Raw genomic sequence first — 22745 nt, 5'->3', positions numbered from 1 at the left:
GGCGGCTGACGATCAATTCGTCACAGTGACGATTAACGGGGCGAGGTCCGGGGTCGTGCGCTGGCGCACCGGCATTCGATCCACGGCGACTCGCTCGCGCGCGTTGCCGGCACACCTCGGAAGCATCCGGCGTGTGCCGGCATCGTGCGGGGCGGACTATCGCCGCCGTGGGCTCGCGATGCGGACGCGAGCCTCCTCCCCTCGCCCGTGGATAGATCCGCATCGATTCGACACTGTGACGTAACTCGGGCGGGGTGGGTCGACCGGTGTCCGACGGGACGATCGACTCTCGTTGTCTCGGTGGCGATCACCTCAGGCTTTCCGGACATTCGCCGAACGAGGGTTTTCGTGAGCAGCCATGAAGTGAAGATGATCGTGCTGTCGACCGACGAGCCGATCAAGTTCTAGCAGGCCGTCGAAGAAGCCGGCGGCGGCATCGTGAAGGGCCCGTACGACGACGCGCACGAGCGCCGCGCCGCGGTCTACGACAACAAGGGCAACGGGTTGGTCTTCTCCAGCCCGCTCGGACGATGAGCGGGCACTCGCGGCGGTGACCGAACGCTGATCCCGGGTCACCGCCGCGTGCCCGGCCCTCGCCTCGAGCGACGCGCGGCGGATCGCATGAGCAGCCCGGTGGCGGAAGATGATGCGGTCCGGACGGCGGTGTCAGTTCCGCGGGCCCGCGCCGGTGACCGCCGGGTCCGCCAGCCGCGCCGACAGGACCTGCACGATCGCCTCGACCGCGTGCGGGGACACCATCTCGTGGTGATCGCAGTCGATCCGGTACTGGTGGATCTCCCCCGACACCACGTTGTGCCACGCCGCGACCGCCGCGACCGGGGCGGCGGACCGGACGGCGGTGAAGAACAGCACGTCCCCGTCGAAGGTGGCGGGCGCGTGCCGGCGGGCCGCCCGCAACGCGGCGGCCGAACCCCGGTGGATCCGCTCGAGGTGCGCGGCCGTCAGGCCGGTGTCGCCGCCCAGCGCCGCATCGAGCAGTTCCGACGCCTGCTCGTAGGTCGGCTCCTGTTCGGTGTCGAACGGCACACCCAGATCGCGGAGCATGTCGCGGACCCCGACCGAGCCGGCGCCGCGGACGCTGAGGTGACTGTCGAGCAGGGCGAGGGTGTCCACCCGCTCCCCTGCCCGGCGCAGCTCCACGGCGACGGCGTGGGCGACGACCCCGCCGAGCGACCAGCCGAGCAGGTGATAGGGGCCGTGCGGCTGGATGCGGCGGATCTCCTCGACGTACCGCTCGGCCAGCGCGGTGACCGACTCCGGGGCGGGACCACCGCTGAGAGTGGGCAACTGGAGCCCGTAGACGGGGCGGTCACCGCCGACGCGTTGGGCGAGCGGCGCGTAGGCCCACGACAACCCGGCGGCCGGGTGGACGCAGAACAGCGGCGCGCCGGTCCCGTCGCGCAGCGGTACGAGTACCTGCAGCGCCGCGTCGATGCCGGCGCGGTCCTGCGGACCGCTCAGATGAGCCGCGAGGCCGGCGGGGGTCGGATGCGTGAAGATCGAGTGCAGCGGCACGGGCCGCCCGAGACGCTCACCGAGCGCCGGCAGCATCCGGGTGGCGAGCAGCGAGGTGCCGCCGAGGTCGAAGAAGTTGTCGTCGACCGAGACCCGATCCAGGCCGAGGTAGTCGACGAACACCCCCACCACAGTGCGCTCGAGTTCCGTGGCCGGGGCACGGTAGGTGCCGCCGAGCGCCGCGAAGTCCGGCTCCGGGAGGGCGCGCCGGTCCAGTTTGCCGGCCGGCGTGAGCGGGATCCCGTCGAGCACGACCACGGCCGTCGGCACCATGTGGGACGGAAGCTGTTGTGCCACAAATGATTTTATGTCGGCGGGATCGGGGGCAGCGCCGGGGGCCGGTAGGACGTAGGAGGCGAGGACAGTCTCCCCCGACGGGGCGGTGCGGCCGACGGTGTGGGCGAACACCACGTCCCGGTGCCCGGTGAGCGCGGCGTCGATCTCGGCGAGTTCGATGCGGAACCCGCGGACCTTGACCTGGAAATCGGAACGGCCCACGTACTCGAGGTTGTGGTCCTTCGTCCAGCGCACCACGTCGCCGGTGCGGTACAGCCGCTCCCCCGGCGCCCCGAACGGATCGGCGACGAACCGGGCGGCGGTCAGGTCGGGGCGGGCGTGATAGCCCCGCGCGAGGCCCGGTCCCGCGACGTACAGCTCGCCGGCGACGCCGACGGGCACCGGCCGCAGCCGGGCGTCGAGGACGACGGCGTGGAAGGCGCGGGTGGGGCGGCCGATGGTGACGGGCTCACCCGGCGCCAGGGGATCGCTGATGGAGGTCATGATGGTCGCCTCGGTGGGGCCGTAGGCGTTGACCATGCGGCGGCCGGGGGCCCAGCGGGCGACGAGTTCGGGTGGGCAGGCCTCCCCGGCGACGAGGAGCACCCCGACACTGTCGACGGCGTCCGGGTCGAGGGACGCCAGCGCGGTCGGGGTGATGAACGCGTGAGTGACCTGCTCGGTGTGCAGGACCTCGGCGAGCTCGCTGCCGCCGTACACGGCCGGGGGCACGATCACGAGGGCGGCACCGGCGGAGAGGGCCATCATCTGTTCGAACACCGAGGCGTCGAAGCTCGGCGAGGCCAGGTGCGAGACGCGGCTGCCGGGCCGGACGTCGAGGTGCAGGTGTTCCTCGACGGCGAGGTCGGACAGCCCGCGGTGGGTGAGCACGACGCCCTTGGGGCGGCCGGTCGACCCGGAGGTGTAGATCAGGTAGGCGGGATGATCGGGGTCGAGGGGGGCGGTGCGCTCGGCGTCGGTCGGGGGTTCCGGTGAGTACGGTGCGAGTTCGGCGGTGGTGGTGGCGGAGTCCAGCGCGAACCACGGCACGGTGGCGGGCAGCTCGTCGCGATGGGCGGTGACGGTGAGGCCGAGGGCGGCGCCGCTGTCGGTGAGCATGTACTCGATGCGTTCACGCGGGTAGCTCGGGTCGACAGGCACGAATGCGGCGCCGGTCTTGGTCACGGCCCACAGGGCGGTCACGGAGTCGAGGCTGCGGGGCAGACCGAGGGCGACGACGGTCTCGGGGCCGACGCCGTAGTCGACGAGCATCCGGGCGAGGCGGCTCGAGTGGGCGTCGAGTTCGCGGTAGGTGGCGCGGCGGGGCCCGTCGACGACGGCGAGGGCGTCCGGGTCGACGGCGACGGCGTCGGCGAGGATCTGCGGCCACACCCGGGTGCCGAGGGTGTGCGGGCCGTGGGCGGGGACCAGGGCGCGGCTCTCCTCGGCGGTGACGAGGTCGATGTCACCGACAGGTGTGTCGGGGGCGGCGGTGACGGCGTCGAGGAGGCGGACGAACCGGTCGGCGAAGGCGGTGACGGTGTCGGCGTCGAACAGGTCGGTGGCGTAGACGAGGGCGGCGTCGAAGCCGGCGGGGGCGCCGGTGTCGTCGTGGTTCTCGCCGAGGAGGAGTTCGAGGTCGAAGTTGGCGACCGTCGGGTCGAGCGGCACCCCACTGACGGTCAGGTGCGGCAGTTCGAGACGGGGACGTGCGGTGTTCTGGAATTCGAGCGAGACCTGGAACAGCGGCGTGTGGGCTGTGGAACGAGCCGGGTCGACGGTTTCGACGACCTGTTCGAAGGGGACGTCGGCGTGGGCGAAGGCGTCGAGGTCGGTGCTGGTGACGGCGGTGAGCAGCTCGGCGTAGGTGAGCTGTCCGGGAACGTGAGTGCGCAGCACTAGGGTGTTGACGAACATGCCCACCAGATCGTCGAGGGCACGATGCCCCCGCCCGGCGATCGGAGTCCCCACCGCGATGTCGTCGCTGCCCGACAACCGCGCCAGCAACACCGCCAGCACCGCGTGCACCGCCATGAACACGGTCGTGCCGTGCGCGGCGGCGAGGTCGGCGAGGCGGCGGTGCAGGGCGGCGTCGACGGGGAAGCGGACGACGTCGCCGCGGAAGGACTGCTGGGCGGGCCGCGGCCGGTCGGTGGGCAGGGCGAGGACTTCGGGCAGACCGGCGAGGGCGGTGCGCCAGTAGTCGAGCTGGGTGGCGGCGAGGGAACCGGGGACGGCGGCGTCGTCGAGGCGGTCGACCTGCCAGAGGGTGTAGTCGGCGTACTGCACGTCGAGCGGCGCCCAGGCGGGGGCGTCGCCGCGGGTGCGTGCCTGGTAGGCGGTCATCAGGTCGCGGGCGAGAGGCCCGGTGGAGAAACCGTCCCCCGCGATGTGGTGGACGACGAGGACGGCGAGGTGCTCGTCGCGGCCGAGCGCATACACCCGTGCCCGCAGCGGCACGTCGACGGTGATGTCGAATCCGGTGGCGGCGAACTCCGCGGCGGCGGCGAGGACGGTGTCCTCGGTCGCGGGCACGACGTCGACGGTGAGACCGACGTCGTCGGCGTCGAGGATCCGCTGCACGGGCCCGTCGGGACCGGCCGGGTAGACGGTGCGCAGGCTCTCGTGCCGGGCCAGGACGTCGCGGACGGCGGTGTCGAGCGCGGCGACGGACAGATGACCGGTCAGCCGGATCGCGAGCGGAATGTTGTAGGCCGGGGAGCTGGTGTCGAACTGGTTGACGAACCACATCCGCTGCTGGGCCGGGGACAGGGGGATGCGGTCCGGGCGGGGGCGGCGGACCGGGCCGGCACCGGTGGCCGGTTCGGCGCCCGGGGTCGCGGCCAGCCGGGCCGCGAGGGCGCGGACGGTGGGCGCTTCGAACAGGGCCCGTACCCCGAGGTCGACGCCGAGGGCGGCGCCGAGACGGGACGCGGCGCGGGTGGCGACGAGGGAGTTGCCGCCGATGTCGAAGAAGTTGTCGGTCACCGAGACCCGGTCGAGGCCGAGGACGTCGGCGAACACCCCGGCGACGGCGGATTCGAGCCCGTCGGCCGGTGGGGTGTAGTCCCCGCTGCCGCCGGACAGGTCCGGTGCGGGCAGGGCACGGCGGTCGAGTTTGCCGACCGGGGTGAGCGGGATCTCGTCGAGGACGACGACCGCGGCGGGCACCATGTGCGCGGGCAGCCGGTCGCCGACGTGCGCGCGCAGGGCGTCGGTGCCGATTCCGTGGCCGGGGGTGGGCAGCACGTAGGCGACGAGCACGGTCTCCCCGGAGGGTGCGGTGTGGCCGAGGGTCGCGGCGAACGCGACGTCCGGGTGACTGCACAACGCGGCGTCGATCTCGCCGAGTTCGATGCGGAACCCGCGGACCTTGACCTGGAAGTCGGAGCGGCCCACGTATTCCAGTTCGAGGGCGTCGGTCCAGCGCACCACGTCGCCGGTGCGGTACAGCCGCTCCCCCGGCGCCCCGAACGGATCGGCGACGAACCGGGCGGCGGTCAGGTCGGGGCGGGCGTGATAGCCGCGGGCCAGGCCGAGGCCACCGAGGTACAGCTCGCCGGCGACGCCGGCGGGCACGGGGCGCAGGGCGGCGTCGAGGACGACGGCGCGGACACCGCGCAGCGGGCCCCCGAGGGTGATGGGTCCGGCGGCGGTCATCGGGGCGCTGATCGCGGCCATGATCGTGGTCTCGGTGGGGCCGTAGGCGTTGACCATGCGTCGGCCCGGTGCCCACGTGTCGCGTAGTTCGGCCGGCCACGCCTCGCCGCCGACGGCGAGGTCGACGAAGGCGTCGAGGTCGGCGGCGGGCAGGGAGGCGAGGGCGGCGGGGGTGATGAAGCCGTGGGTGACGCCGTGCTCGCGCAGGACGCGGGCGAGTTCCTCACCGCCGTACACGGTGGGCGGCACGACCGCGAGGGCGGCGCCGGAGCCGAACGCGAGCAGGTACTCGAAGATCGAGGCGTCGAAGCTCGGGGAGGAGAAGTGCATGACGGTCGCGCCGGGCCCGGCCCCGAACCGCTCCCGCTGGTCGAGGGCGAAGTTCTCGAGGCTGCGGTGGGTGGTCACCACACCCTTCGGGCGGCCGGTGGAACCGGAGGTGTAGATGAGGTAGGCGGGGTGGTCCAGCCGCAGGGGGCCGCGGCGGTCGGCGTCGCCGAGGGGGACGGCCGGGGTGGCGGCGAGCCGGGCGGCGAAGTCGTCGGTGTCGACGGGGAGCCAGCGGACGGTGCCGGGCAGGGTGTCGTGGTGCGCGGCGGTGGTCAGCCCGAGGGCGGCGCCGCTGTCGGCGAGCATGAAGGCGATGCGGTCGGTGGGATAGTTCGGGTCGACGGGCACGAACGCGGCACCGGTCTTGGTCACCGCCCACATCGCGGCCACCGAATGCAGTGACCGTGAAATCCCCAGGGCCACGAACGTTTCCGGGCCCACGCCGAGGTCGGCCAGGATCCGCGCGGCACGGGTGGACCAGTCGTCGAGGCGGCGGTAGGTCCACCGGGCGGCGCCGTCGACGATCGCGACGGCATCCGGGTGCGCGGCGGCGGTCGCGCCGAACACCTCCGGCAGGGTGCGGGTGGTGCCGCCGACGGGACCCCGGACCGGCGCCAGGGCGGCGCGTTCGTCGCCGACGAGCACGTCGATGGCCGCGGCCGGGGCGTGCAGATCGCCGGCGAGAGCGGTCAGGACCTTCTCGACGCGGTGGGCGACGGTCTCGACGGTCGCCCGGTCGAACACCTCGGGCAGGTACTTCAGCCGCAGGTGCAGGGTGGCGGTGTCCCCGCTGCCGGCCGGGTGGGCGACGATGCTCAGCGGGTAGTGCGTGGCGTCGTGGCCGCTGATCCCGGCCACCCGCATCCCGGCGATGTCGGTGTCCTCGGTCAGACCGGCCCGGTCCACGGGGTAGGACTCGAACACGGTGAGGGTGTCGAAGCCGGCGGCGGCGCCGACCCGGCGTTCGATGGCGCTCAGACCGATGTGGTGGTGGTCGAGCATGGCTGCCTGCTCGGCCTGTACCCGGTCGAGCAGGGCGCCGAGGGTCTCGGCGGGGCGCACGGTGACCCGGACCGGGACGGTGTTGATGAACAGCCCCACCATCGACTCGATTCCGGTGACCTGCGGGGGCCGGCCGGAGACGGTGGCGCCGAAGACGACGTCGTCGCGGCCGGTCAGCGCACCGAGCACGAGCGCCCATGCGGTCTGCACCACGGTGTTGACGGTCACGCCGCGGTCGGCGGCGACGGCGTCGAGGCGCGCGGCGAGCCCACCCGGAAGGTCCAGGTCGAGGTCCTGCGAGACCGCGGCGGTGCGGCCGGGCCGGTGGGTGGGAGCGAGCAGGGTGGGCTCGTCGAGACCGGCGAGGGCGTGGGCCCAGGCGTCCGCGGCGGCGTCGGTGTCCTGCCCGGCCAGCCACTGCAGGTAGTCGCCGTAGCTGCGCGGGCGGCCCAGGGACGCGGTGTCGCCGTCGGTGGCGTAGAGCAACAGCAGATCCTTGACCAGCAGCGGGGTGGACCAGCCGTCGAGCAGGATGTGGTGGTTGGTCAGGGCCAGCCGGTACCGGTCGACGGCGACCCGCACGAGGGTGGCGCGCAGCAGCGGGGCGACGGCGGTGTCGAAGCGGGTGCGGCGGTCCTCGTCGAGCAGGCGTGCCGCCTGGCGGTCCGGATCGTCGAGTCCGGTCAGGTCGAGCACCGTCCAGGGCAGGTCGACGCGGGCGGGCACAACTTGCACGAAGCCGCCGGAGCCGTCGTCGGCGAACGCGGCCCGCAGGTTGGGGTGGCGGTCGAGCAGCAGTTGCGCGGCGCGGTGCAGCCGGTCGGGGTCCACGGTGCCGTGCAGGTCGAGGACGAGTTGGACGACGTAGGCGTCGGCGGACTGCTCGGCGAGCAGGGCGTGGAACAGCAGTCCGGCTTGCAGCGGGGCGACGGGCCACACGGTGGCCAGGCCGCCGTCGTGGCCGGCCCCGCGGTAGTGGCGTTCGAGGCGGTCGAGGGCGGGCTGGTCGAGGGCGACGAGGGGCACGTCGGACGGGGTCAGGCCACCGGCGTGCGGGCGGTGGACGTGCCGGGCGAGGGCGGCGGCGGCGGCCGCCCACCGCTCGGTGAGGGCGGCGACGTCGGTGTCGGCGAGCAGGTGCTGCGGGTAGGACCAGGTGGCGCGCAGCACGGGCCCGTCGGGGGTGGGCACGGTGACGGCGTTGATGTCGACGACCGCGGCGGCCGGCATGTCCGGGCTCTGCGCGCCGCCCCGGTCGAAGGCGTCGACCGGGAGCCACGGGGTGTCCGTGTCGGCGACGGCCGGGGTGAGACGACCGAGGTAGTTGAAGCTGATCTGCGGGGCGGGGTGGGTGCGCAGCCGGGCGGCGGTGTCGGCGTTGAGGTAGCGCAGCAGGCCGAACCCGATGCCGTGGTCGGGGACGGCGGCGAGCTGTTCCTTGACGGCCTTGACGGCCGCGCCGGCAGCGTCGCCGCCGGCGAGCGCGTCCGGCAGGTCGACATCGCTCAGGTCGAGTCGGACCGGATGGATGGTGGTGAACCAGCCGACGGTGTGGGACAGGTCCGCGCCGGGGGCGACCGCGGTCTCGCGGCCGTGGCCTTCGAGGCCGATCAGCACGTCGTCGGTGACGGTTCCGCGGTCGCGGCGCCAGGCGGTGACCGCCAGTGCCAGGGCGGTGAGCAGGCCGTCGTTGACGGTGCCGTGGAACGCGCCGGGCACCGTGGTCAGCAGCGCGGCGGTGACGTCGGCGGGCAGGTCGGTGGCCACGGTGCGGACCGTGGCGTTGGTGTCGACGACCGGGTCGAGGGGACGGTCCCCGAGCAGCGGGTCGTCCCCGTCGAGGATCGTGGTCCAGCGGTCGAGTTCGGCGACACGGTCGGCGCGGTGCGCGGCGTCGACGAGGGCGTGCGCCCAGCGCCGCACGGAGGTGCCGGCGGGGGTGTCCTCGATCGCGGTGCCGTGGCGGGCGGCGGCCCATGCGGCCGCGAGGTCGGGGACGAGGATGCGCCAGGACACGCCGTCGACGGCGAGGTGGTGCACAACCAGCAGCAGGCGCCCGGAGCCGGCGGCGGCGTCGAACCATACTGCCTGCAGCAGGATTCCGGCGGCGGTGTCGAGCCGGTCGGCGGCCGCGTCGAGTTCGGCGGCGGCGAGGGCGAAGAAGTCGTCGGTGTCGGCGGCGGTGGTGACGGGGACGCGGTGGATGAGCGTGTCGGCGGTGACCGCGCCGGGTCCGCGGACCTGCAGGCCGACTCCGGCGGGGTCGTCGACGTCGGGGACGAGGCGGGCGCGGAGGATGTCGTGCCGGTCCAGCACCGCCTGCAGCGTGGCTGTCAGGGTGGCGCGGTCCAGCCCGGCGGGCAGCCGCAGCAGCGCGGCCTGGGAGTAGCGGTCGATGCTGCCGCCGCGTTCGAGCATCCACCGCACGATCGGGGTCAGGGGGACGGCGCCGACGCCGCGGCCGGGCAGCTCCGCGAGGACGGCCGGGCCGTCGCCGAGGGTGGCGACGGCGGCGAGCGCGGCGGGGGTCTTGCGTTCGAACACGTCCCGGGGGCTCAGCTCGATCCCGGCGGCGCGGGCGCGCGAGACCAGCTGGATGGACATGATGCTGTCCCCGCCGAGCGCGAAGAACGAGTCGTCCACGCCGACCGTGTCGAGGCCGAGGACCTGCGCGAACAGCTCGACGAGCTGCCTTTCGAGGTGGCCGGCGGGGGCGCGGGTTGCGGTGACCAGCGCACCGAAGTCGGGGTCGGGCAGTGCCCTGCGGTCGAGCTTGCCGGTGGCCGTGACCGGCAGGGTGTCGAGGACGACGAGGGTGGCCGGGACCATGTAGGCGGCGAGACCGCCGGCGACCTGCTCGAGCGTGGCGGCCACGTCGACGGTCGCGCCGGTCTGCGGAACCACGTACCCGACGAGGCGGTCGGCGGCCCGTTCGTCGCGGTGGAGCACGACGACGGCGCGGGCGACGCCCGGGCAGCGCAGCAGCGCCGCCTCGACTTCGCCGAGTTCGATGCGGAAACCGTGCAGTTGCACCTGGAAGTCGCTGCGGCCGAGGTACTCGAGGCGGCCGTCGCGGCGCCGGCGGGCGAGGTCGCCGGTGCGGTACATGCGGGCGCCCGGTCCGGTGAACGGGTCGGCGACGAAGCGCGCGGCGGTCAGGTCGGGGCGGCCGAGGTAGCCGCGGGCGGCTTGTTCCCCGGAGACGTACATCTCGCCGATCACTCCCGGCGGCACCGGGTGCAGGCGCCGGTCGAGGACGTGCACGGTCAGGCCGGGGATGGCGTCGCCGATGACGCTGGCCGACGCGGTCGCGGCGAACTGCCGGTCCAGCGGCTGCAGGGTCACGTGCACGGTGGTTTCGGTGATGCCGTACATGTTCACCAGCGCCGGGGCGGTGTCCGGGTGGCGGCGGTACCAGCGTTCGAGCTGGGCGAGGTCGAGGGCCTCGCCGCCGAAGACGACGTAGCGCAGCGACAGGGCGTGGTCACCGGCGGCGCGGTCGGCCTCGATCAGCTGGTAGAACGCGGTGGGGGTCTGGTTGAGCACGGTGACGTGCTCGCGGCGCAGCAGGTCGAGGAACGCCTCCGGGGAGCGGGCGGTGTGGTGGTCGACGACGACGAGGCGGCCGCCGTAGGCGAGGGCGCCCCACAGTTCCCACACCGAGAAGTCGAAGGCGTAGGAGTGGAACATGGTCCACACGTCGTGCTCGTCGAACCCGAATCGGCCCTGGGTTTCGGCGAGGAGGGTGACGACGTTGCGGTGCGGGACGACGACGCCCTTGGGTCGGCCGGTCGAGCCGGAGGTATAGATGACGTAGGCGGTGTGGTCGGGGTGCAGCGCACCGAGCCGGTCGGCGTCGGTGAGCGGGCCGTCGGGCAGGTCCGCGAGGCGGGCGGCGGTGTCGGGGGTGTCGAGCAGCAGCATCGGGGTGTCCCCGGCGGGCAGGGCGGCGGTGGTGGCGGTGGTGGTGACGATGCACACCGGCCGGGCGTCGTCGAAGAGGAACGCGAGCCGCTCCGGCGGGTAGGACACGTCGACGGGCAGGTATCCGGCGCCGGTCTCGAGGACGGCGAGCAGGGTGACGATCAGGTCGGTGGAGCGGGGCACGGCGACGGCGACGAGCCGGTCGGGTCCGGCTCCGTGGGCGACCAGGGCCCGGGCCAGGCGACGGGCCCGCGCGGCGAGTTCGCGGTAGGTCAGCGCCGGGGTCGCCGGGTCGGTGGGGGCGGTGATCGCGACCGTGTCGGGTCCGGCGGCGACGGACCGCGCGAACACGGCGGTGAGGGTCTCGGCGTGCCGGCCGGCGCGGGGCGCGGGCGCGGGTCGCTCGGTGGGATCGAGCAGGTCGAGGTCGCCGACGGGCCGGGCCGGGTCGGTGGTGACGGCGGTGAGCAGCCGCACGAACCGTTCGGCGAAGGTGGTGACGGTGTCGGCGTCGAACAGGTCGGTGGCGAAGGTGAAGGCACCGGTCATGCCGGCGGGGTCGGGACCGGCGGTCGGGTTCTCCCCCATCGTCAGCTGCAGGTCGAACTTGGCGACGGGGGCGTCGGCGTCGAGGGCGTCGACGGTCAGGTCCGGCAGCTGCAGGTGGGCGCGTTCGTTGTTCTGGAACTCGAGGACCACCTGGACGAGCGGGGCGTGGTCGGTGGCGCGGGTCGGGGCGAGTGCGTCGACGAGTTTCTCGAAGGGCAGGTCCGCGTGGCCGAACGCGGCGAGATCGGCCTCGCGGGTGCGTTCGAGGTGGTCGGTGAACGGCAGCGCGGGGGTGACCGGGGTGCGCAGCACCAGGGTGTTGACGAACATGCCCACCAGATCGTCGAGGGCACGATGCCCCCGCCCGGCGATCGGAGTCCCCACCGCGATGTCGTCGCTGCCCGACAACCGCGCCAGCAGCACCGCCAGCACCGCGTGCACGGCCATGAACACGGTGGCGCCGTGCGCGGCGGCGAGGTCGGCGAGGCGGCGGTGCAGTTCGGGTTCGACGTCGAAGCGGACGGTGGCGCCGCGGAACGACTGGTGCGGCGGGCGGGGCCGGTCGGTGGGCAGGGCGAGGATCTCGGGCAGGTCGGCCAGGGTGGTGCGCCAGTAGTCGAGCTGCCGGGCGGTGAGCGAGTCCGGGTCGGCCGGGTCGCCGAGGACCGCCCGCTGCCACAGCGCGTAGTCGGCGTACTGCACCGGCAGCGGCGTCCAGGCCGGGTCCTGCCCGCGGGTGCGGGCGGCGTAGGCGGTCATCAGATCCCGCGCCAGCGGCGCCATCGACGCCCCGTCCGCCGCGATGTGATGCACCACGAACACCAGCACATGCTCCTCGTCGCCGAGCACGAACAACCGCGCCCGCACCGGCACCTGCGCCGCCACATCGAACCCCGCGGTCACCTCCGCCGCCACCCGCTGCGCCAGCTCCCCGGCGGACACCGGGACCGGGTCGAGGTCGGGGGTGGCCTGGGCGGGATCGGTGACCAGCTGCGCCGGTCCGGTGTTCTCGCTCGGGTACCAGGTGCGCAGGGTTTCGTGGCGGACGATCAGGTCGTGCACGGCGGCGGTGAGCGCCGCCCGGTCGAGGCGGCCGGTCAGCCGGATCGCCAGGGGGATGTTGTAGGCGGCCGAGGTGGTGTCGAACTGGTTGACGAACCACATCCGCTGCTGCGCCGGGGACAGCGGGATCCGGTCCGGGCGCGGGCCCGCGGTGAGGGGGATGCGGGGGCCGCCGGCGTGGTCGTCGAGGATGCGGGCGGCCAGGGTCCGCACCGTGGGGGCCTCGAACAGCACCCGTACGCCGGCGTCGGTGCCGAGGGCGGCGTTGATGCGGGCGACGACGCGGGTGGCGATCAGCGAGTTGCCGCCGAGGTCGAAGAAGCTGTCGTCGACGGAGACCTTCTCGTGGCCGAGGGCCTCGGCGACGATCTCGGCGATGACGGTCTCGGTGTCGGTGGCCGGGGCGCGGTATTCGCCGGTGGCCGACAGGTCCGGCACCGGGAGGGCGCGGCGGTCGAGTTTGCCGACGGGGGTGAGCGGGATCGCGTCGAGGACGACGACCGCGGCGGGCACCATGTGGGCCGGCAGTTGCCCGGCGACGTGCCCGCGCAGCGCGGCGGTGTCGACGTGGTGGCCGGTCTCCGGCAGCACGTAGGCGACGAGGGCGGTGTCGCCGGACGGGGCGGTGTGCCCGATGGTCACCGCGAAGGCGACGTCGTCGTGGGCGGCGAGGACGGTGTCGATCTCGCCGAGTTCGATCCGGAACCCGCGGACCTTGACCTGGAAATCGGAACGCCCCAGGTACTCGACGGTGCCGTCGGTGCGCCAGCGCACCACGTCGCCGGTGCGGTACATCCGCTCCCCCGGCGCCCCGAACGGGTCGGCGACGAACCGGGCGGCGGTGAGGTCGGGGCGACGATGGTAGCCGCGGGCGAGGCCGGCGCCGGCGATGTAGAGCTCACCGGCGACCCCGGTGGGGACCGGCCGCAGTCGTTCGTCGAGGACGACTTCGTGGAAGCCGATCGCGGGCCCGCCGACGGTGACGGTGGTGTCCGGACGCATGTCGGGGCTGACGCTGGTTTCGATGGTGGCCTCGGACGGGCCGTAACCGTTGTACATGTGCCGGCCCGGCGCCCACCGCTCGACCAGTTCCGGTGGGCAGGCCTCCCCGGCGACGACGAGCACGCGCAGCTCGTCGAGCCCGGTGGGGTCGAGGGAGGCGAGGGTGGTGGGGGTCACGAAGGCGTGGGTGATGTGTTCCTCACGCAGGATGCGGGCGAGTTCCTCGCCGCCGTAGACGGTGGGCGGCACGATGACGAGGGTGGCGCCGGCGCAGAACGCCTTGGTCAGCTCGAACAGGGACGCGTCGAAGCTCGGCGACGCCAGGTGCGACACGCGGGCCCGGTGGGTGATCGAGAAGTGTTCGCGCACTTCGGCGTTGAGGTTCGTCAGGCCGCGGTGGGTGACGACGACGCCCTTGGGGCGGCCGGTCGAGCCGGAGGTGTAGATCAGATAGGCCGGATGGTCGTACCGCAGCGGGGCCCGACGGTCGTCGTCGGTGACCGGGGCGGGCGAGACGGCGTCGAGCCCGCGGCGCAGGCCGGGGTCGTCGAGCAGCAGCCACGGCACCGAGTCGGTGGGCCACACGTCGCGGTGCGCGGTGGTGGTCAGCCCGAGGACGGCCCGGCAGTCGTCGAGCATGTAGGCGATCCGCTCGGCCGGGTAGCCGGGATCGACGGGGACGAACGCCGCTCCGGACTTGGTCACCGCCCACACCGCCGCCACCGACTCGATCGACCGGGAAATCCCTAGCGCGACGAAGGATTCGGGCCCGACGCCGCGCTCGACGAGGACCCGGGCCAGCCGGTTGGACCACGCGTCGAGCTCCCCGTAGGTGACGGTGCGGCCCTCGAACGACAGGGCGACCGCCTCCGGCACGATCGCCGCCACCGACGACAGCAGTTCGGGCCACAGCTGCGGGGAGACCGCGGGCCGGCCCCGCGCCGGGGCCAGGGCGGCGAATTCACGGGGGGTGACGATCTCCACGTCCCCCACCGTCACGGCCGCATCCGCGGTGACGGCGTCGAGGATCCGCACGAACCGGTCCGCGAACGAGGCGACCGTGGCGGCGTCGAACAGATCGGTGGCGTAGGTGAACGCCGCCTGCACGCCGGCGTGTCCGGGCCGTTCGGCGATCGACAGCTGCAGGTCGAACGGGGACAGGCCGGGATCGAGGTCGAGCACGCGGGCCGTGGCGCCGGGCAGGGCGATCTCGGGGCGCTCGATGTCCTGGAATTCGAGCAGCACCTGGAACAGCGGCGGGTAGGACGTCGACCGGGGCGGGTCGAGGGCCTCGACGAGCCGCTCGAACGGGACGTCGGCCTGCCCGAACGCCGCCAGGTCCGCCGACCGGATGCGCCGCAGCAGCGCGTCGAACCGTTCGCGTTCGTCGACCGGGGCCCGCAGCACCACGGTGTTGACGAACATGCCGACCAGATCGTCGAGGGCGCGGTCGCCGCGGCCGGCGACGGGGGTGCCGATCACGATGTCGTCGCTGGAGGACAGCCGCGCCAGCAGCACCGTGAGCGCCGCGTGCACGACCATGAACAGCGACGCGTCGTGCGCGCGGGCCAGCGCGAGCATCCCGCGATGGGTCTCGGTGCCGATCTCGAAGGCCACGCGGGCACCGCGGCCGGACTGCTGCACCGGACGCGGCCGATCCCACGGCAGCTCGAGCAGTTCCGGTGCCCCGGCCAGTTCCTCGTGCCAGAACGCGAGCTGCCGCGCGGCGAGGGTGGCGGGCTCGGACTCGTCGCCGAGGACGGTGTGCTGCCACAGCGTGTAGTCGGCGTACTGCACCGGCAGCGGCGACCAGGTGGGGGCGTGCCCCTCGGCGCGGGCGGCGTACGCGGTCATCAGATCCCGCCCCAGCGGCCCCATCGAGAATCCGTCGGCGGCGATGTGGTGCACGACCAGGACCAGCACGTGGTCGGTGTCGGTGACGGTGAGCAGCCGGATCCGCACCGGCACCTCGGTGGCGACGTCGAAGCCGGTGCCGACGATCCGGTCGATGTGCGCGGGCACCGTGTCCTCGGTCTCGACGGGGGTGACGGTGAGGTCGGGCTGCCACACCGCAACGGGCAGCACGACCTGTACCGGGCCGTCGTCGGTGAGCGGGTAGCGCGTGCGCAGCGTCTCGTGGCGGGCTGCGACGTCGGCGGCGGCGGCCCGCAGCGCCGCGTGGTCGAGCGTCCCGGTCAGGCGCAACGCGACGGCGATGTTGTAGGCCGGGGACGTCGTGTCGAACTGGTTGATGAACCACATGCGCTGCTGCGCCGGGGACAGCGGGACCACCGGCGGCCGGGTCGCGGCGGCGGCGAGCGGGGGCCGGGCCGCGGCGTCGCGGTCGCGCAGCCGCTCGGCCAGGGCCGCGACGGTGGGGGCGTCGAACAGGTCGCGCACGCCCACGTCGGTGCCGGTGGCGGCGGCGATGCGCGCGGCCATCCGCATGGCCAGCAGGGAGTTGCCGCCCAGTTCCAGGAAGTTGTCGTGCACCCCGACCCTCGGCACCGCGAGCAGATCGGCGAAGATCTCGGCCAGCACCTGCTCGACCGGGGTCCGCGGCGCGACGGGGTCCGTCGCCCGGCCGGCCGCGAGATCCGGGGCGGGCAGGGCCTTGCGGTCGAGCTTGCCGTTCGGGTTGAGCGGGAACCGGTCGAGGACGACGACGTGGGTGGGCACCATGTAGCCGGGCAGCCGGGCCGCGGCCGCCTCGAGCATTGCCGCGGTGTCGACGGTGCGGTCGGACTCGGGCACCACGTACGCCACGAGCACCCCGTCGGAACCGTCGGCGGCGCCGGCGGGCCGGTGCACCACGACGGCGGTCTGCGCGACGCCCGGGTCCGCGAGCAACGCGTGCTCGATTTCGCCGAGTTCGATCCGCAGGCCCCGGAGCTTGACCTGGAAGTCGGTGCGGCCGAGGTAGACCAGATTGCCGTCGCGGCGCCAGGACACGAGGTCGCCGGTGCGGTACATGCGGGTGCCGGGCGGGCCGAAGGGGTCGGCGACGAACCGGTCGGCGGTCAGGTCGCCGCGCCTGACATAGCCGCGGGCGAGCTGGATGCCGGACAGGTACAGCTCCCCGACGGCACCGACGGGGACGGGGTGCAGCCGCGCGTCGAGGACGTGGACGCGGGTGTTCCACACCGGTGCCCCGATCGGCACGACGTCGAGGTCGTCGTCGGTGCAGGCCCACGAGGTGACGTCGACGGCGGCTTCGGTGGGCCCGTACAGGTTGTGCAGCGCGGCGGCGGGGAATGCCGCGCGGGCGGCGGTGACCGTGGCCGGGGGCAGCGCCTCGCCGCTGCAGAACAGCAGCCGCAGCGACGTGCAGCGGGTCGCGTCGGTGGCGGCGACGAACACCGCGAGCATGGACGGCACGAAGTGCGCCACGGTGACGTGCTGCTGCTCGACGACGGCGGTGAGGTAGGCGGGGTCGCGGTGTCCGTCGGGGGCGGCGACGACGAGCCGCGCCCCGGTCTGCAGGGGCCAGAAGAACTCCCACACCGACACGTCGAACGTGAAGGGGGTCTTCTGCAGGACGGTGTCCTCGGCGGTGAGCGGGTAGGTGTGCTGCATCCACCGCAGCCGGTTGACGATCGCGGCGTGCGTGACCGCGACGCCCTTGGGGCGGCCGGTGGAGCCGGAGGTGTAGAGCACGTAGGCGAGGTGGTCACCCGTCAGCGGGGCGGGGCGTTCCTGCGGGGTGAGGGCGGCGGCGGATTCGCCGCTCAGCTCCAGCCGGTCGAGCTCGAGGACCGGCGCGGGGGTGGGCAGCGGCGTCCGGTCGGCGGTGGTGGTGAGCACGCACACCGGGCGGGCGTCGGCCAGGACGTATTCCAGCCGGTCGGCGGGATGGTCGGGGTCGAGCGGCAGGTATGCGCCGCCGGCCTTGACGACCGCGTACATCCCGACGAGCAGCTCGACCGAGCGGCGCATCGCGAGGCCGACGAGACGGTCCGGGCCGACCCCGGCGGCGATCAGGTGCCGGGCGAGCCGGTTGGTGCGGGCGTCGAAGTCGGCGTAGGTCACGGTCTCGTCGCCGAACACGACGGCGTCGGCGTCGGGGGTGCGGGCGGCCTGCCGGGCGAACAGGTCGGCGAGGGTGTGTGCGGTGCGGGACGCGTCGGTGGCGTTCCAGCGCCGCAGGATCAGCTCGCGTTCCGCGCCGTCGAGCAGGTCGAGGTCGCCGACGGGCACGTGCGGGGCGCTGGTCACGGCGGCGAGCAGCCGCACGAACCGTTCGGTGAGGGCGGTGACGGTGCCGGCGTCGAACAGGTCGGTCGCATACGACAGGGCACCGGTGAGAGCGGGGGCGGCCCCGTCCTGGCCGGGGACCTCCGTCAGGGTCAGATGCAGGTCGAATTTGGTGGTGCCGGTGTCGATTTCGGAGATGTCGACGGTCAGGCCGGGCAGCTGCAGGTGGGCCGACTCGTTGTTCTGGAACGCCAGCATCACCTGGAACAGCGGCGCGTACGCCTCGGACCGGTGGCCGGGGACGGCATCGACCAGGGCGTCGAACGGCAGGTCGGTGTGGGCGAGGGCGTCGAGGTCCCGGTCCCGCACGCGGGTCAGGTGTTCGGCGAACGTGTGCCCGGCGTCGACGGGGGTGCGCAGTACCACGGTGTTGACGAACATGCCGACCAGATCGTCGAGGGCGCGGTCGCCGCGACCGGAGACGGGGGTGCCCACGGTGATGTCGTCGCTGCCCGACAGCCGGGCCAGCAGCACCGCCAGGGCGGCGTGCACCGTGATGAAGGGGGTGGCGCCGTGGGTGCGGGCCAGGTCGCCGACGGCCCGGTACAGCTCGGCACCGATGTCGAAGCGGACGGTGGCGCCGCGGAACGACTGGTGCGGCGGGCGGGGCCGCTCGGTGGGCAGCGCCAGCACCTCCGGTGCTCCGGACAGGGTCTCGCGCCAGTACCGGAGCTGGGCGGCGGCGAGCGAGTCCGGGTCGGCCGGGTCGCCGAGGACCGCCCGCTGCCACAGCGCGTAGTCGGCGTACTGCACCTCGAGGGGCGTCCAGGCGGGGGCGGAGCCGTCGGTGCGGGCGGCGTAGGCGGTCATCAGATCCCGCGCCAGCGGCGCCATCGACGCCCCGTCCGCCGCGATGTGATGCACCACGAACACCAGCACATGCTCCTCGTCGCCGAGCACGAACAACCGCGCCCGCACCGGCACCTGCGCCGCCACATCGAACCCCGCGGTCACCTCCGCCGCCACCCGCTGCGCCAGCTCCCCGGCGGTGACGGTCGTCGCGGTGAGGTCGACGGGCACCTGCTCGACCGGGCGGATCCGCTGGACGGGTCCGTCGGCGGTGGCCGGGAACTCGGTGCGCAGGGCCTCGTGGCGGGCGAGCACATCGGTGACGGCGGCGGCGAGGGCGTCGCGGTCGAGTCGGCCGCGCAGCCGGATCGCCATCGGGATGTTGTAGGCCGGGGAGGTGGTGTCGAGCTGGTTGACGAACCACATCCGCTGCTGCGCTGCGGAGACCGGAAGCACGTCCGGGCGGGGTCCCGCCACCAGCGCCGTCCGGGTGCTCGCGGCGGCGCCGGCGGTCAGCGCGGCCAAGGTCCGCACCGTCGGCGCCTCGAACAACGCCCGCACCCCCAGGTCGGTGCCGAAGGCGGCGTTGACGCGGGCGACGACGCGGGTGGCGATCAGCGAGTTGCCGCCGAGGTCGAAGAAGCTGTCGTCGACACCGACGCGGTCGACGCCGAGAAGTTCGGCGAACACCTGCGCCACCGTCCGTTCGGCGTCGGAGGTCGGCGCGACGTAGGTGCCGCCGTCGGGCGCGAGCACGGGAGCGGGCAGCGCGCGGCGGTCGAGCTTGCCGACGGGGGTGAGCGGGATCGCGTCGAGGACGACGATCGCCGTGGGCACCATGTGCGCCGGCAGGCTCCGCGTCAGGTGCGCGAGGAGGGCGCCGGGTTCGGCGGTGTGCCCGGCCGGCGGCAGCACGTAGGACACCAGGACGGTGTCGCCGGACGGGGCGGTGTGCCCGATCGTCACCGCGAAGGTGACATCGTCGTGCTCGGTCAGGACGGTGTCGATCTCGCCGAGTTCGATCCGGAACCCGCGGACCTTGACCTGGAAATCGGAACGCCCCAGATACTCGAGGGCGCCGTCGGTGCGCCAGCGCACCACGTCGCCGGTGCGGTACATCCGCTCCCCCGGCGCCCCGAACGGATCGGCGACGAACCGCTCGGCGCTGAGCCCGGGCCGGCGGCGGTAGCCGCGGGTGATGCCCGGTCCGGCGATGTACAGCTCGCCGGCGACCCCGACCGGCACCGGCCGCAGCCGGGAATCCAGGACGACCTCGTGGGTGCCGCGCACGGGGGTGCCGATCGGGATCGTCGGTGCCGGCGTCAGCGGGCCGCAGATGTTGACGACGATGGTGCACTCGGTCGGGCCGTATGCGTTGAACATCCGCCGGCCCGGGGCCCAGCGGGCGACGAGTTCGGGCGGGCACGCGTCGCCGGCGACGGTGACCGACTCGGTCGCGATGCCCTCCGGGTCGACCGAGGCCAGCGCCGCGGGGGTGGAGAAGGCATGGGTGATGCGTTGCTCCCGGAAGAAACGGGCGAGTTCCTCGCCGCCGTAGATCGTCGGGGGCACCACGACGAGGGTGGCGCCGATCGCGAAGGCGGTCATGTACTCGTACACCGAAGCGTCGAAGCTCGGGGACGAGAAGTGCGAGACCCGCGAGTGCGGGGTGGGGCCGTGCCGGCCGTGCAGTTCGGCGCACAGGTTCGCCAGACCGCGGTGCGGGACCACCACGCCCTTCGGTCGACCGGTGGAGCCGGAGGTGTAGATCAGGTAGGCGGGATGGTCGAAGTGCAGCGCGCCGCGGCGGTCGAGGTCCGACACCGGGCCGTCGGGGACCGGATCCAGCGCCGTGACGAACTCCGCGTCGTCGAGGACCAGCCACGGCACGTCGTCCGGCAGGCCGTCACGGTGGGCGGTGGTGGTCATACCGAGCACCGCCCCGGAGTCGGCGAGCATGTACTCGATCCGCTCGGCCGGGTAGGTGGGGTCGACCGGCATGTAGGCGGCACCGGACTTGGCCACCGCCCAGATCGCGGCCACCGATTCGAGGGATCGGGCGATGCCGAGGGCGACGAACGTCTCCGGGCCGGCGCCGGCGTCGATCAGCACCCGGGCGACCCGGTTGGACCAGGCGTCGAGCTGCCCGTACGTCATCGTGCGGCCATCGAACTCGATCGCGCTCGCTTCCGGGACGTGCGAGGCCACCGCGGTGAGGATTTCGGGCCACAGCTGCGGGGACGCTCCGGGTAGTCCGCGGACCGGGCTCAGCTCCCCCGCTTCCTCCGGGAAGACGACGTCGACGTTGCCGACCGGCGCCGTGGGGTCGGCGACGACGGCGCCCAGCACCCGCAGCAAACGTTCGCAGAACGATCGTGCGGTGGCGGGGTCGAAGAGGTCGGTGGCGTATGTGCACCGCAGGTGGGTGCCGTCGGGACCGGTCGCGGTGTGCAGCACGAGTTCGGCGTGCGCGAGGCCGTCGTCGGCGGCGGTGCCGGCGGGGTCGAGCAGCACCGGCAGGGCGGGCACGTGCTGGGCGTCGAAGCACCGGGCGAGCCGGTCGGCCGGGATGTCGGCGTGGCCGGTGGCGGCAGCGTGGATCGCCGTGATCCGGCCGAGGAGCTCGGCGAACGGCTCGTTCTCGTCGAGCTGGACCCGCAGCGGCAACGCCCCGGCCGGGGCGGAGAGGCCGACGAGGGTGTCGGTGCCGGCGGTGAGCCGGCCGACGAGGACCGCGGCGGCGGCGTGCAGCACCTCGGGGGCGGTGGCGCCGTGGCGCCGGGCGAGGGCGCCCACCCGGTCCCCGACCTCGGCGGGGAGGGGCAGGTCGAGCCGGGCGGCGGCGGGGGTGCTGCGCGGACCGGTGCGGCGACGGTCGGTGGGCAGCTGGAGGTGTTCGGGTGCCCCGGCCAGGGCGGCCCGCCAGAACCGCTCGAGGTCGGCGTCGCGGCGCAGGCGCTCGGCGACGGCGGCGGTCGCGGGGTGGATCCGCGCGACCGGCGTGTCCGGTTCGGCCCGCAGGAACTCGGTGAACAGCTCGAGGAAGCGACCGTGGTGCTCGCGCAGTTCACCGGGCTCGTACTGATTGGGATTGCCGCGGAAATCCAGGAAGGTCCGGGCGGGGGTGCCGCTCTGATAGATGTTGACCAGCAGGTCCTCGACCGGGCCCGAGGTCATGATGTGGAATTCGCCGCGGATGGGGCCGAGCGCGATCTCCTGCCGGAAGAGCATCACGTTGATCATCGGCCCGCCGTAGCTGTGGACCCGGCCGGCGGTGCCGGTCTCGCGGCGGATGTCCTCGAGGCTGAACCGCTGGTGGCGCAGCGCACCGGTCAGCTCCAGCTGGGCGCGGTGCACCAGGTCACCGCGGGTGTCGTCGTCCTCGAGGCGGATGTGCAGCGGCGCGGTGTTGACGAGCATGCCGCCGGAACGCTTCGCCGCCACGGTGGTCCGCGCGAACACCGGCAGGTTGAGTATCACGTCGGCGCGGCCGGTGATCCGGGAGAGGTAGCACGCGAACGCCGCGACCACCGTCGCGGCCGCCGACGATCCGCTCGCGGCGTCCGCGTCGGTCAACCGCGCGACCAGGTCGTCGGGCAGGGTGACGCTGTCGAGGGTGCTGCGCGCGGCGGTCGGGGCCGTCCGCCGCGCCAGGGTCGATCCGTCCTCGAGCCCGGCGACCCGCTCGATCCAGTAGTCCCGGTCGCTCGTGTACCGGCCCGAACCGCGGTAGTCGAGGTCGGACTGGTAGAGGGCGTACAGGTCGGCGGCGGTGGGTGGTTCGGGGGCCCGGCCCTCGTGGGCCGCCGAGTACAGGGCCGCGATCCGGTTGACCATCGTCATGGCGCCGAAACCGTCGAGGGCGACGTGGTGGATCCGGCTGTACCACAGGTGTCGTCGCTCGCCGATCCGCAGGATCGTCATGTTCACCAGCGGGTCGTGGGCCAGATCGACCGGGGTGGCGTAGTCGGTGTTCATCCACTGCTGCGCCGCGGTCATCGGGTCCGGGGCATCGGAGAAGTCGAGCAGCGGGACGTCGCTGCGGTCGAGGTCCGGATCGACGTACTGGTAGGGCTCGCCGTCGACCTCGACGACGCGCAGGTACGGCGACTGGAACTCGCGAGCGGCCTCGTGCGCGACGGCGCGCAGCAGATCCAGATCGAGGTCTCCGGACAGGTCGACGTACTGGGCGATGCAGACGGGGACCTCGGGTGCCAGCTGTTGCGCGACCCAGATCGAACGCTGGGCGGACGACAACGGGAAGGCCCCGGGCGGAATGTGCAGCCGCTCTTGCAACGAACTCCCCTTCACGAAAGTGATTCCAGTGATGTCCTGGCACCCCCCGGCACCGTGCAGGAAAA

Annotated in this window: 1 protein-coding gene and 1 pseudogene; one reads left to right on the top strand and one right to left on the bottom strand. The window is 73.6% G+C overall.

Annotation, left to right across the window (positions count from 1 at the left end):
- Window positions 1–408: 408 nt before the first annotated feature.
- Window positions 409–534 (top strand): annotated as a pseudogene (locus ACM26Y_RS13055) (VOC family protein); the annotation flags it as partial.
- A 132-nt stretch (window positions 535–666) separates the two neighbouring features.
- On the opposite strand, the gene ACM26Y_RS13050 reads toward ACM26Y_RS13055, so the two are convergent.
- On the bottom strand, window positions 667–22680 hold the full coding sequence (locus ACM26Y_RS13050) for a non-ribosomal peptide synthase/polyketide synthase (RefSeq protein WP_416061115.1): 22014 nt from the start codon (window positions 22678–22680) through the stop codon (window positions 667–669).
- Window positions 22681–22745 lie beyond the last annotated feature (65 nt).

The sequence above is a fragment of the Rhodococcus indonesiensis genome (assembly GCF_047782815.1).
Classification (GTDB): Bacteria; Actinomycetota; Actinomycetes; order Mycobacteriales; family Mycobacteriaceae; genus Rhodococcus; species Rhodococcus indonesiensis.
The sequence above is the reverse complement of the archived record's forward strand: the minus strand, read 5'-3'. Positions and strand labels throughout refer to the sequence as shown.